This is a genomic window from Streptomyces sp. NPDC044921 (assembly GCF_056432865.1).
Map to the genome: position 1 here is coordinate 13995 of NZ_JBWKIF010000017.1, position 12767 is coordinate 26761.

At 69.5% G+C, this 12767-nt stretch carries 14 protein-coding genes; 5 read left to right on the forward strand and 9 right to left on the reverse strand.

What is annotated here, in order from left to right; genetic code table 11:
* Positions 1-22 precede the first annotated feature (22 nt).
* A complete protein-coding gene (locus AC07DA_RS25050) occupies positions 23-1024 on the forward strand; it encodes a hypothetical protein (RefSeq protein ID WP_479130440.1) in 1002 nt (333 codons plus the stop codon).
* Here the strand turns inward: AC07DA_RS25050 and AC07DA_RS25055 are convergent.
* A complete protein-coding gene (locus AC07DA_RS25055; RefSeq protein WP_479130441.1) occupies positions 997-1629 on the reverse strand; it encodes an ATP-binding protein in 633 nt (210 codons plus the stop codon). The genes AC07DA_RS25050 and AC07DA_RS25055 overlap by 28 nt on opposite strands.
* Positions 1630-1844: 215 nt before the next feature.
* Between AC07DA_RS25055 and AC07DA_RS25060 the strand changes: the two genes are divergently transcribed.
* Both AC07DA_RS25060 and AC07DA_RS25065 read left to right on the forward strand, forming a co-directional pair.
* A complete protein-coding gene (locus AC07DA_RS25060; protein ID WP_479130442.1) occupies positions 1845-2690 on the forward strand; it encodes a helix-turn-helix domain-containing protein in 846 nt (281 codons plus the stop codon).
* Positions 2691-2891 carry a DUF397 domain-containing protein gene (locus AC07DA_RS25065; protein WP_479130443.1) on the forward strand — a complete coding sequence of 67 codons (201 nt, stop codon included), beginning with the start codon at positions 2691-2693 and terminating at the stop codon, positions 2889-2891.
* A gap of 33 nt (positions 2892-2924) precedes the next feature.
* On the opposite strand, the gene AC07DA_RS25070 is transcribed toward AC07DA_RS25065, so the two are convergent.
* The 4 genes from AC07DA_RS25070 to AC07DA_RS25085 all read right to left on the reverse strand — a co-directional run bounded on the left by AC07DA_RS25070 (position 2925) and on the right by AC07DA_RS25085 (position 5491).
* A complete protein-coding gene (locus AC07DA_RS25070) occupies positions 2925-3416 on the reverse strand; it encodes a MarR family transcriptional regulator (RefSeq protein ID WP_479130444.1) in 492 nt (163 codons plus the stop codon).
* A 57-nt stretch (positions 3417-3473) separates the two neighbouring features.
* Positions 3474-4286: an alpha/beta fold hydrolase gene (locus tag AC07DA_RS25075; protein WP_479130445.1), complete on the reverse strand. Its 813-nt coding sequence runs from the start codon at positions 4284-4286 to the stop codon at positions 3474-3476.
* 186 nt (positions 4287-4472) lie between these two features.
* Positions 4473-4922: a DUF2267 domain-containing protein gene (locus AC07DA_RS25080; RefSeq protein ID WP_479130446.1), complete on the reverse strand. Its 450-nt coding sequence runs from the start codon at positions 4920-4922 to the stop codon at positions 4473-4475.
* A gap of 146 nt (positions 4923-5068) precedes the next feature.
* Entirely contained in the window at positions 5069-5491 is a 423-nt protein-coding gene (locus AC07DA_RS25085; RefSeq protein ID WP_479130447.1) for an Hsp20/alpha crystallin family protein, read from the reverse strand.
* Between the two features lie 181 nt (positions 5492-5672).
* Here AC07DA_RS25085 and AC07DA_RS25090 point away from each other — a divergent pair, with 181 nt between their 5' ends.
* Positions 5673-5984, forward strand: a complete 312-nt coding sequence (locus AC07DA_RS25090) for a hypothetical protein (protein ID WP_479130448.1) — start codon at positions 5673-5675, stop codon at positions 5982-5984.
* Positions 5985-6575: 591 nt separating this feature from the next.
* Here the strand turns inward: AC07DA_RS25090 and AC07DA_RS25095 are convergent.
* Both AC07DA_RS25095 and AC07DA_RS25100 read right to left on the reverse strand, forming a co-directional pair.
* Positions 6576-8060, reverse strand: coding sequence for an MFS transporter (locus AC07DA_RS25095; protein WP_479130449.1), 1485 nt, complete (start codon positions 8058-8060; stop codon positions 6576-6578).
* 53 nt (positions 8061-8113) lie between these two features.
* A complete protein-coding gene (locus AC07DA_RS25100) occupies positions 8114-9454 on the reverse strand; it encodes a DUF445 domain-containing protein (protein WP_479130450.1) in 1341 nt (446 codons plus the stop codon).
* A gap of 196 nt (positions 9455-9650) precedes the next feature.
* On the opposite strand from AC07DA_RS25100, the gene AC07DA_RS25105 reads away from it, so the two are divergent.
* Positions 9651-10982, forward strand: coding sequence for an SGNH/GDSL hydrolase family protein (locus AC07DA_RS25105; RefSeq protein ID WP_479130451.1), 1332 nt, complete (start codon positions 9651-9653; stop codon positions 10980-10982).
* Between the two features lie 50 nt (positions 10983-11032).
* On the opposite strand, the gene AC07DA_RS25110 is transcribed toward AC07DA_RS25105, so the two are convergent.
* Both AC07DA_RS25110 and AC07DA_RS25115 read right to left on the reverse strand, forming a co-directional pair.
* Complete coding sequence (locus tag AC07DA_RS25110; protein ID WP_479130452.1) at positions 11033-11725, reverse strand: DUF1707 SHOCT-like domain-containing protein; 693 nt, start codon at positions 11723-11725, stop codon at positions 11033-11035.
* Between the two features lie 33 nt (positions 11726-11758).
* Positions 11759-12766 carry an ABC transporter ATP-binding protein gene (locus AC07DA_RS25115; RefSeq protein ID WP_479130453.1) on the reverse strand — a complete coding sequence of 336 codons (1008 nt, stop codon included), beginning with the start codon at positions 12764-12766 and terminating at the stop codon, positions 11759-11761.
* Position 12767 lies beyond the last annotated feature (1 nt).

Sequence of the window (12767 nt, forward strand, 5' to 3'; positions counted from 1 at the left end):
CGCCCCTATCCCAGGAGCAACCTTGCCCGAGTCAGCAGAGCACGTATTCCTTTCTCAAACAGCCCTGAAGATCATGGAGAGCGCATCTAGATCTCAGCTCTTCGGATACACAGAGGGCCAGCGCAAGCGTTTTGACTTCTCCTGCGACCTCAAGAAGGACTGGTCGAAGGTGGTGGCAGGACAGACCCTCTGGAGGCATGGTGGGGACGGGATAGACAAGGATATGCGCACGCTCCTCCACGAGCAGGACATTGCCGCGGCCGTCTACATAGCGCGCCACGAGAGCAGCAACCGTTCTCGCCTTGCCGAGGTAATCCAGGACTACCGCAACACCATGCGAGAAAGCCTATCTCGCCTGCGGGTCTTTTGGGTGCCGGCGGACTTCGACGCGGACAACGAGGTATCGTGTAACGCCGTCCATGACTTGCTAAGAGAGGAGATCACCAAGGACCTGCTCCTGCACGTAGCACTCGGCGGCCTCACAGCCAAGGACGTGACACGATTTGCTTCCTCCAGGCGCCCGAGCCTGCCCCTTAAAATCCTGTCACACGTCAAAAATCACGGATACCGTAACCATCGCCATACAGCCAGAGCCCTGGACGTGGATCTCAACGCTCTCCGACTCGAGATAGAACGGCTCTTCGCCATCGGATTCCTGAAGAGTGAAAGCCTACAAGGGGGTGAATACACCGTGACGGACAGCGGACAGGCCATGCTTGATATCTGCTCCCGTCTACGGGCTTACCTCCACGGAAACCTGGGCAACGGTAACGAGAATGAGGACTTTGAGCACATTTGCAAGCTGCTAGGAATCGACTATCCATCGATACCCGTAACGGCTAGCTTACTGATCGGCGACGCTGATATCGACATCCAGAACCCGACGGCACTGCTGTTGCAGCACGTGGCCCAGGCGGACGCGGACGGTTCCGTCGACTGGCCCGAACCGCACTACAGCTTGCCTTCAGGCTCCGAGCCCTGCGCTCCTGAAACGGGTCAGGCGACCACCGATTCTGCCTCGTAGTGCATGTGGGCGCGGTCGAGGATGTCGTCCGGGTCATGGCCGCGACCACTGGTCCAGTGGAGCAGATCAGCGATCAACTCGACTGCGGACTCAACGAGGTGGCCCTCTCGAACGCGACCCTGCTGATCCGGCTGACGTGCGACTCGCGCGTAGCTCTCGAGCACCTGGACGGCGCGCTGGATGCGACGACAGCCTTCCTGGTGGCTGAGCTGGAGCTCGCACCAGACCGCCTTGCCTGCCGCAGTGACAACCGTTCCCCAGTCCACTGCCATCGCCTCGATCAGATGCAGGCCACGACCACATTCGTCACCACACCCCGCCGCCTTGAGCGTAGGCACGACCGGACTCTTGTCATGAACTTCAAGGCGCAACCGCTCTCCCCTCCACTCAACGATGAGAGTCGCCGACGTTCCTTCGCCCACGTGCTTGACCACGTTGGTGGCCAGCTCGGTGACCAGCAACTGGACCTCATCGATAGCGAGGGGCGCACCCCACCGGCTGAGCTGCTGCGCAGTCGCCATTCTCAGCAGACGCACTTCTGCCGGCGCAGCTTCGAAGGGCAGAACACATCGAAGTCGGGGCTCCGTGACGTGATGGTCGGGCATGCCCACTCCTCCCTCCTTGGCCACGCGATGCGCCGGTTGCCGTATCCGTACGACTGCGCTGCGTAGCGACTGGAAAGAGCATGGCACAGAGAAATCTCGCTGTGTAACTTCTCATGAGAATCTATCGAGTGAATCCGGTGGTGAGCCCGGTTCACCGCTACCTAGCCTGTGGGGCGTCTTATGGGCTGCGGCCCTGCACACGGCGAAGGAGCCACATGCCCGAACGGAGCACTACTCGGCGTCGTCAACTGGGCGCCACCATGCGCAAGTTGCGCTCCCGTACGGGGATGACGCTTGAGGAGGCCGGGAGGCTGGTCGGCGTATCGAAAGCGACCGTCAGTAGGTACGAGACCACCGCCGGACCGGTCAAGTGGCTTGTCATCGACGCGCTCTGCCGCGAGTACGGAGCAACGGACGCAGAGCGTCGGGCAGTGGTCAACCTGGCCAAGAACGCCAAGGAACAGGGCTGGTGGAGTTCCTTCGCCGACTCCATCCCGGAGAGCATGAACCTGATGCTCACCCTTGAGGACGAAGCAGTCAGGGAGAACCACTTCTGCTGCGTGTACGTCCCCGGGCTGTTGCAGACGCGCGCCTACAGCACAGCTCTCCAGAAGGCCAACGAGGTGCCGTTGGACCCCGCCGAGGTCGAGCGGCTCGTCGACATCCGGATGAAGCGGCAGAAGATCCTGACCCGCCCCAAGCCACTCCACCTCTGGGCGATCCTTGATGAGTCGGTGATTCGCCGCGTCGTCGGTTCACCAGCGGTCATGGAGGAGCAGCTCAACCGACTGCTCGAAGCCAACGAGTCCCCGCACATCACCCTTCAGGTATTGCCGTTCTCAAAAGGCGCCCACGCTGCCGCACTGGGCAGCTTCGTCATCATCGGCGGCCCCGAACCGGCCCTCGACGTCGTGTACGTCGACTTCCACACGGGTTCGCTCTTCCTGGAGAAGGAAGAGGAACTGGAGCGATACAGACTTGCGTTCGAGTACCTGCGCGCACAAGCGTTGGACATGGAGGCTTCCTCCGCCCTGATCCATCGCGCCCGCAAGGAGCTCTGAATGACCGCTGGCCCCCAGATAGCCTGCGAGCCCACGTGGTTCAAGTCGTCCTACAGCGGCGCCAACACCACCGAGTGTGTGGAGTGCGCCTACGTGTCGTGCGCTGCACTCATACGGGATTCCAAGAACACCCGAGGGCCCATCATCCGAGTAGGGCACGAGGCGTGGCGTTGGTTCGTGAGTGCGGCGCCGAGGCTGTGACTAACCGCCCTGCTCGTGCGGGACGCTGCGAGGCTACTTTGGGTTCTCGGGCAGGTTCCCGTTCCCGCCCAGGTTGGCGACCATGCGGCGCAGGACGTTGATCGTGGTGATGAAGTCGGTCTGAGAGATGCCCTCGTGCGTCTGGTGGTGGACTCGGAGGTTGCGTTCCTTGGCGCGGAGGCGGGCGGCCTCGCCCTCGTCCGTGAGGGTCAGGCCTCCTGTTGTGTCGTCCTCGGTGAGCCAGCCCCGGGCCGCCAAGTCGTCGTAGACCGCGTCGAAGTCGGTGTCCTGGTCGTCGTAGGGGGTCAGGCGGGCGGTGAGGGTGGTGCGGGTCCAGGTGCCCGGGGCGCCGGAGGCGTGGTTGAGGGTCCACCAGTGGGGCTGGGTGAGGTTCTCCACCGCCAGTTGGGCCCGGATGGCCCCTACGACCCTGCGGTAGGCCTCACCGGTCCATGCGCCGATGGGCTGGGCGGCCAGTTCCTCCGGAGAGTAGTCCCTGATCGGGTTCTCGGCGTGGGTGTTCACGGGGCCTTGTCGTCCCTTCTGCGCCGTGGTGGGGCGGACGGGACGAAACCTAGGACCTCAATCGAGGTCGAGGTCAAGGACGAAGGTGCGGACCGCCTCGTGGAGGCGGGCCGGCTGGTCCAGGTGGACGTCGTGGGAGGCGTCGGGGATGCGGACGACCTTGGTGTCGGGGCGGTGGGTGAGCATCGTCGCCGGTTCGTCGGGGCGCATCGTGCCGTGTTCGCCCTGGACGAGGAGGGTCGGGCGGGTGACGCGGGACCACTCGGACCAGTAGGCGGTGGTGGCGAGTTCGGCGACCGTGTCGATGATCGTGGTGCGGTCGAAGGTGGGGTGCCAGCCGTCGTCGCGCTGTTCCAGGGTTCTGGTCCATGCCTCGTGGCCCAGGAAGGCTTCCGCCTGCCGCAGTGACGTGAAGGGGGTCGGCCAGCTGTCCAGCCAGCTCGCGATCCGGGCGGGGAGGTCGGGGGTCGGTCCCGCCGGGCCTGCTTCGACCAGGATCAGGGAGTGCACCAGGTGCGGGTGCGACGCGGTCAGCAGCATCGCCGTGTGGCCGCCGAGTGACTGGCCGAGCAGGGTCACGGGTGCCAGGTCCAGGTGCTCGATGAGCGTGACGGCGTCCTCGACGTGCGCCGCGCGGGTCGTGGTCGGTGGTGTGCGGGTACTGGCGCCGTGGCCTCGGGCGTCGTACGTCACCACGCGGTGGCCGTCGGAGAGCAGGCGCGGGGCGAGGGTGTCCCACTCGCCCTGGTGGCCCGCCAGGCCGTGCAGGAGGAGGAAGGTGAACCTCGGGTCCGTGGCGGGGCGGTGGTCGGTGTGGGCGAGGCGCGTGCCGTCGGGGGTGGTGAGGGTCGCGGACGTCGGAGAGGGCATGTGGCGGCTTCCTGTCGTCGTCGACGGCACGGTCGTCCGGGGCGGCCGATTCCGGAGGCGCCGGCGACTCGGGCGCGTCGGCGACTCGGGCGCGTCGGCGCCCTCAGCAGGCCGGCGGCCTCGGCGGTCGCGCGACGGCCACCGCCGGTTTCTCACCGTGGTGGCCGTCGTACGCGGTTCAGGAGCCTACGCCGCCGGGCTCAGGTCCGCGCGGCCGAACAGGAGGGCGTAGCCCGGGGGGAGTTGGGCCAGGATGCGGGTCACCAGGTCGTCGCCGATCAGGGGTGGTAGCACGCTGAGGACGGAGCTGACGTCCCAGCGGGCCGTGGCGGAGGTGGCTCCCGGAGTGCGGGACGCCACCTCGTCGACGAACCGCGCGGCGGTCAGCCGGTGCGTGGCCGGTATCTGGGAGGCGATCAGGCGGGCCGCCTCTTCGGGGAGGGCGCGGGCGAGGTCGACCCGTTCGTCGCCGATGACGTGGGCCCCGAGGGCCGCCAGGACGGTACGCGTGACCTGCTCGGCCTTGGTCCAGGTGTCGTACTGGCCCGACGTGCGGACTGCCTCGACGAGTCGGGGCCAGCCGTTGTCGTCATCGTGGTCTCTCGTGGTCACACCGGGCACTGTCGCCGTGCTCATGTGCGGGTTTTTCCTCCGGGTGCGTGGGTGCGGCCCCGGGTCGCGCCACCGGCCGGCGGGAGCGGGACCCCGTACGGCAGCTGGTACGGGAGCTCGTTAGCGGCGGCGCGACCCGTGGACGGGCGGTCGTTCGCGGTGCCGTGCGGTCAGCCGCTGATCTGCTTGCGGCTGTCGCCGCCCGTGATCTGGATGCGGCGGGGCTTGGCCTGCTCGGCCACGGGGATGCGCAGGGTCAGGACGCCGGCCTCGTACGAGGCGTCGATGCGCTCCGTGTCGAGCGTGTCGCCGAGGAAGAGCTGGCGCGTGAACGTGCCGGTGGGGCGCTCGGCGACCAGCGGTTCCGCGCCCTCGGGGGCGGGGGACCTGCGCTCGGCTCGCACGTTGAGGACGTTGCGTTCGACGTCCAGTTCGATCGTCTCGGGATCGATGCCGGGGAGGTCGAAGTGGACGAAGAAGTCGTCCCCGGAACGGTAGGCGTCCATCGCCATCGCGGACGGGCGGGTGGCGGAGCCCAGGACCTGCTGGGTGAGTCGGTCGAGCTCACGGAAGGGGTCCGTGCGCATGAGCATCACGGGTCAACTCCTTTCATCAGGCGCTGTGAGTGCGATGCCCTACGTTCTGCGTCTTCTTATATAGCTCGGAGGAGGAAACTTGACAACCCCCGACTCAGGTTCGAGTTCGGGGGTGGTCCCGGGGTGTGGGGAGCGGAGGGTTAGCCTCGTGATCTCGCAAGCGTGGCAGGAGGCAGGTATGGCGAAGGTTCCCAGCGCGGTGGTGGCGGCGAGCGGGCTCGTGGGCGGGTACGGCGTGGCCCGGTGGACCAGGCAGCGGCCGCTCGGCGGGGTCGTGCTGGCCGTCGCCGGGGCGACGGCCGCGCGGCAGTGGCGGCAGCAGGCCGGCGGGGTGGCCGCGGGGGCGTTGTCGGCCGCGTACGTCGCCGCGTTCGCCGGGTCGCACCCGTTGGCCCGGAAGGTGGGGGCCTGGCCCGCCGTGTTCGGCGTGGCGGGGGCCGTGGGGCTGGCGTCGTGGGCGGTCGCGGATCGGCGCCGGCGCGGCGCGTAGGCGCGTAGGAAGCGGCGCGGCACGTAGGAGGCGGCGCGGCACGTAGGAAGCGGGCGGCGCAAGGGCGGCGGCACGGCCCGTACGTGGCGCCGCGGACCGTACGCGGCGGCACGGCGCAAAGGCGGCGGCACGCCCCCTGCCCTGGCGGCCCGGCCCGGCCCACGCGCGTAGGCGACGGGGCGGCGGGAGCGACGGGGCGTGAACCCCGGCCCGGCGTCGCCTCCCGGTGGGCCGCGCCCGGCCCCCGGACACACAGCAGAGAACCCGGCCCTGTCACCAGGGCCGGGTTCTCATGTGGAGCGCCGGGCAGGCCTTGCACCTGCATCTCCCCACAGGAAGTGGGGCGTCTTTCCTTGGACCACCAACGCATCGTCCGCTTGCCGGAGTTCCGGCCGCTGGACGCAGATCAACTATAGCGCAGATCCAGTTACCGGCTTCACCACCCGTCGTCGCCCCACCGTCCCTCGCCCGTACGCGAGTTACGACGCCGGCGTGCGACGACGCGACGTCTCCCGGCGGGCGGGGGCGTAGCGCCCCGGGAGGGCCCGGTGCCGCGGACGCGGCGGTCGGGCCCTCCCCCGCCCGGCGGGGTCACGTCGCCGTGCTCGACGTCGGCTGCGCCTTGCCCGCCGCCGTCAGCGGCTTGGCGATGTCCTCCAGGGAGCGGCGTTCCGCCTTCACCGCGAGGAGCGCCGCGACCAGGCCCGCCAGGCACATCAGCGTCGCGCCGATCGAAAAGGCGAGGACCGTGTCGCCGACGACGCCGGACTCCGTGAGCTTGGCGAACAGCAGGGGGCCGCTGATGCCGCCGGCCGCGGTGCCGATGGCGTAGAAGAACGCGATCGACATCGCGCGGGTCTCCATCGGGAAGACCTCGGAGACCGTCAGGTAGGCGCTGGAGGCTCCGGCCGAGGCGAAGAACAGGACCACGCACCAGCAGGCCGTCATCGTGGCCGCGCTGAGGGAGCCCTGGTCGAACAGCCAGGCCGTGCCGAACAGGAGCAGGCCGGACAGGATGTACGTGCCGGAGATCATCACGCGGCGGCCGACCGTGTCGAAGAGCTTGCCCAGCAGCAGCGGGCCGAAGAAGTTGCCGAGCGCGATCACGGCGAAGTAGTAGCCGGTGCTGCCGCTCGGGACGTCGAAGAACGTCGTCAGGATCGCGCCGAAGCCGAAGGTGATCGCGTTGTACAGGAACGCCTGGCCGATGAAGAGGGAGAAGCCGAGGATGGCGCGCTTGCGGTAGTCGGAGAAGACCGTGCGGCCGATCTCCAGGAAGGAGACGCTGCGGCGCTGGTGGATGGTGATCTCGCCCTCCGCGGGCGGCAGCGGCTTGCCGTTCCCGCGTTCGATCTCCTGCTCGATGGAGGAGACGATGCGTTCCGCTTCCTCGTCGCGGCCGTGGATCAGCAGCCAGCGCGGGCTCTCCGGGACGTGCCGGCGGACCAGCAGGATGACCAGGGCGAGGACCGCGCCGAGGGCGAAGGTGAGGCGCCAGCCGACGTTGGCGGCGAAGATGTCGGTGTCCAGCGCGACGATCGACAGCAGCGAGCCGAAGACCGCGCCCAGCCAGAAGCTGCCGTTGATCATGAGGTCGACGCGGCCGCGGTACTCCTTGGGGATCAGCTCGTCGATCGCGGAGTTGATGGCCGCGTACTCGCCGCCGATGCCGAAGCCGGTGAGGAAGCGGAAGAGGAAGAACCACCACGTGTCGAAGGCGATCGCGGTGAGGGCGGTGGCGCCCAGGTAGACCGCCAGGGTGATCATGAAGAGTTTTTTGCGCCCCCATTTGTCGGTGAGGCGGCCCCAGAACAGGGCTCCGGTGCAGGCCCCCGCCACATAGAGGGCGGCGGCGATGCCGGTGACCTCGCCCGAGGTGATGGGCAGGCCGCTGCCGGGTTCCGACAGGCGGCTTGCGATGTTGCCTACGACGGTGACTTCGAGACCGTCGAGGATCCACACGGTGCCGAGACCGATGACGATCGTCCAGTGCCAGCGTGACCAGGGGAGGCGGTCGAGTCTGGCGGGGATGTCGGTGGTCAGGGTCCGGCCGGTCTCGGCCTGCGCGGTGCTCATGGGCTCCCTCCTCAGCGAGAAGAACTCCCCTCTAGTGCCCGGGCCGGGTCCCCTTACGCTCCGAGCGCGTGCGTCACCGTGTAGATCAGCAGGCCCGCCAGGGAGCCGACCACCGTGCCGTTGATGCGGATGAACTGCAGGTCGCGGCCGATGTTCGCCTCGATCTTCTTCGTCGTGTGCTCGGCGTCCCAGCTCGCGACCGTGTCGGTGATCAGGGAGGTGATCTCCTTGCGGTAGGTGGTGACGACGTAGACGGCCGCGTCCTCCACCCACCTGTCGACCTTGTCCTGCACCTTGCGCTCGCCCGCCATCCGGGCGCCCAGCGACAGCAGTGAGGCCCGTACGCGCAGCCGCAGCTCGCTGCGCTCGTCCTCCGCGGCCGCGACGATCATGGACCGGACGGCCGTCCAGGCGCTGGCGATGAGGTCCTGGACCTCGCCGCGGCCGAGCACCTCGCCCTTGAGCCGCTCGACGCGGGCGCGGGTGTCGGTGTCGGACTGCAGGTCGGAGGCGAAGTCGGCGAGGAAGCGGTCGAGGGCGCCGCGCGCGGGGTGGGCGGGCATGTCGCGCATCTCGGTGACGAAGCGCAGCAGTTCCTTGTAGACACGCTCGCCGACCTTCCGGTCCACGAACTTGGGGGTCCAGCCGGGGGCGCCGCCCTGTACGGCGTCCATGACCGAGTCGCCGTGCAGCACGAGCCAGTCGTGGGCGCGGCCGACGATCAGGTCGACGACGCGCTTGTGGCCGCCGTCGGCGACGACCTTCTCCAGCATCTTGCCGATGCCGGGCGCGATCTCCTGGGCGCCCGCGCGGCGCGTGATGGCCTCGCCGACCACCGCCTGGACGTCGGAGTCGCGCAGCACGGTCAGGGCGCCGCGCAGGGCGGTGGACAGCTCGGCCGTGACCCGGTCGGCGTGCTCGGGGACGGCGAGCCAGGCGCCGAGGCGGCTGCCGATGCCGACGGCGCGCAGCCGCTGCCGTACGACGTCCTCGGAGAGGAAGTTCTCCCCGACGAACTCGCCCAGGGAGACGCCCAGCTGGTCCTTCTTGGTGGGGATGATCGCGGTGTGCGGGATGGGGATGCCGAGGGGGTGACGGAAGAGGGCCGTGACGGCGAACCAGTCGGCGAGCGCGCCGACCATGCCCGCCTCGGAGGCGGCGGCGACGTAGCCCGCCCAGGCGCCCGCGCCGGAGTTCTGGGCGATCTTGGCGAGCACGTAGACGACGGCCACGAACAGCAGCAGTCCGGTGGCGGTGAGCTTCATCCGGCGTACGCCGCGCTGTTTCTCCTCGTCCGCCGGGCTGAAGGTCGTCATCGCACGGTTCACGGTGGCGCCGGGACGGGCATGCTCCCCGCCGACACCGCCCTTTTCTTCCGCTTTCGTCCGTTCCATCCGCTCCACCCGTTCGGTGATCCCGCACACATTGTCCCTTCCTGACCGACTCCTGGAACGGAACAGGAGTTCCCGGCGTCTGTCGGGAGGGGGTACTGCCACGGGGTCCTGTGAGCCTCCCCCGGTCCATGACGCATCATGGGCACATCAGATCGGAGCCCCGGGGGCTCCCATCGCCCGAGGAGAACTACACAGCATGACCCGAGGACGTGGCTACGCCCTCTTGGCCCTGGTCGTCGCAGCGATCGTGGCCCTTTCCACCGCCATATTCGTCGGGGTGGCGTCCGACAACGGCGAGCCGGGCCGCGACGCCCTCGGTGACGGCCGCGCCCCGAACTCCGCCGCTCCCGCCTCCACCGGCACCTGGGTCAGCACGTGGTCCACGTCCCCGGCCGCCGGCGAACCCGGCACCGAGACGACGGGCATGGCCGACCGCTCGGTGCGCAACGTCGTCCACACCAGCGTCGGCGGTACGAGTGCCCGCGTGACGCTGTCCAATCTCTACGGCCGCTCCCCGCTGAGCATCACGGGCGCCTCGATCGCCCTCGCCGCGGGCCCCGGCACGCCCGCCGCGCTGCCGGACACCCTGCGGCAGCTGACCTTCAACGGCGGTCCCACGGTCGTCATCCCGCCCGGCCGGCAGGTGATGAGCGACGCCGTGCGCATCGCCGTCCCGCACGACGCGGACGTGCTGATCACCACCTACACGCCGGCGGGCTCGGGCACGGTGACGTACCACCCGCACGCCCGGCAGATCTCCTACCTCGCGCAGGGTGACCACACCCGGGACGCGACCGGCGCGCCGTACACGGAGCAGACCAAGAGCTGGCGGTACCTGACCGCGCTGGACGTGCTGAGCAACGAGTCCGAGGGGACCGTCGTCGCGCTCGGCGACTCGCTGACGGACGGCATCACGTCCACCATGAACGCCAACAACCGCTGGCCCGACGTCCTGTCCGACCGGCTGCGCGCGGAGATCGCCGCCGGACGCGACCTGCCGCGCTACAGCGTCGTGAACCAGGGCATCAGCGGCAACCGGGTCCTCACCGACGGGCTGGGCCGCCCCGCGGACAACCCCAGCGGGCTGAACCGCTTCTCGCGGGACGTGCTGCAGCGGACGAACGTCAAGGTCGTCGTCATCGACCTCGGCGTCAACGACATCCTGCGCAACCCGCGGCTCGCCGACCCCCAGGCCATCCTGGGCGGCCTGCGCACGCTGGTGGACCAGGCCCACGCGCGCGGCCTGAAGGTGGTGGGCGCGACCCTGATGCCGTTCCACGGCCACCGCGGCTACACGGACGCGCGCGAGTCGGTGCGCCAGACCATCAACGCCGAGATCCGCTCCGGGCGGGTCTTCGACGCGGTGGTCGACTTCGACAAGGCGCTGCGCGACCCGTACGACCCGCGCCGGCTGCGCGCCGACTACGACTCGGGCGACCACCTGCACCCCAGCGACAAGGGCTACACGCGCATGGCCGAGGTGTTCGACCTGGAGTCCCTGAAGGGCGCGGCACCGGCGGAACTGTAGTTCCGGCGGCGGTGGACCGCCCCCCTCCCGGGGGGGGGGCGGCGGGCGCGTCAGTCCAGCTCCCGGCGCTCCGCCCGGCGCTCCAGTTTCTCCTGGCGCCGCGCCTCGCGGATCCGCTGCTTCTCCGCGCGCGTCAGCTTCCGCTGGACCCCGACGCCGCCCCAGAAGGCGAACCCGGTGACGATCACGCGCGGGGCGCCGGGTCCGCCCGGCACGCCCTCCTCGCGGTGGTCGAAGCCGCCCATGACGCCGATGCCGCGGACGACGACCTCCACACCGGGCGGGACGATCACGTCCACGCCGCCCATGATCGCGATCGCGTTGATCTCGACCTCGCGCTCGGCGAAGTTCGCCTCGCGCAGGTCGATCTCCCCGCCGCCCCAGAAGGCGAAGCAGGTGAACCGCCGCGGCACCGTCCAGCGCCCCTTGCGCTGGAAGCCGGACATCACGGCGACGGCCCACGTCGAGGACCCCTCGCCGCCGACGATCCGCCCGGACCAGTCCGGCCCGGCGGCGGGCTCCTTGTGCAGCGACACCACCGGCGTCGTGACGCCGGGGGCGGGCAGGTCCCGGGTGATCGGCGCCAGCTCCCCGTAGGTCCGCGCCCGGTACGTCGCGTCCAGCCGTTCCTCGAACTCCGCCATGTCGAGCCGCCCCTCCGCGAGGGCGTCCCGCAGGATGGCGGCGACCTTCTCACGGTCGGCGTCGGAGGCGCGGAGGTCCGGGACTGCGTCGTCGGTCATACCCAGCAGCCTACGAGTTGCCCCTGCCGCGCACTACGCGCTCGCACGCTCCGGCGGGGGTTCGCGGGTCTCCCCCGGGGCATGCAGCATCCTGGCGATCACCGCCTCGATGTCCGGCTCCCGCACCGACAGGTCGACCAGCGGGTAGCGCGCCGCGATCCCGGCCACCAGCGGCGCCGCCGACTCGGCCGCCGGGAACGCCAGCCACTGCCGCGGCCCCTCCACCCGGACCACCCGCGCGGGTGCCGGCGCCTCGATGGGCGGCAGTTCCCGCTCCAGGTCCACCACCAGGGTCCGTTCGCTCTCCCCGGCCTCGTGCAGCCCGGTCAGCGGCCCGTCGTACATCAGCCGCCCGTGGTCGATGACCATCACCCGCCTGCACAACTGCTCGATGTCCTGCAGGTCGTGCGTGGTCAGCAGCACCGTCGTGCCGCGCTCGGCGTTCAACTCCCGCAGGAACTCCCGCACCTTCGCCTTGGAGACCACGTCGAGACCGATGGTCGGCTCGTCCAGGTACAGCACCTCCGGGTCGTGCAGCAGCGCCGCCGCGATGTCCCCGCGCATCCGCTGCCCGAGCGAGAGCTGGCGCACCGGCACGTCCAGCAGGTCGGCCAGGCCGAGGAGTTCGACCAGCCGGTCGAGGTTCGCCCGGTAACGGGTGCCGGGGATCCGGTACATGCGGTGCATCAGCCGGTAGGAGTCGATCAGCGGCAGGTCCCACCACAGCGTCGTACGCTGCCCGAACACCACCCCGATGCGGTGCGCGAGGCGGACGCGGTCCCGGGAGGGCTCGATGCCCGCCACCCGCACCCGGCCCGCGCTGGGCGTGAGGATGCCGGTCAGCATCTTGATCGTGGTGGACTTCCCGGCGCCGTTCGGACCGATGTAGCCGACCATCTCGCCGCGCTCCACCCGGAACGAGATCCCGTCGACGGCCCGCACCCGCCGCCGCTCCCGCTTCATGAAACCGGTCTTCCGGCGCACCTCGAAGACCTTCTCGACACCGTCGAGCTCGATGAACCCGCTGTCCGGACCGGTCAAC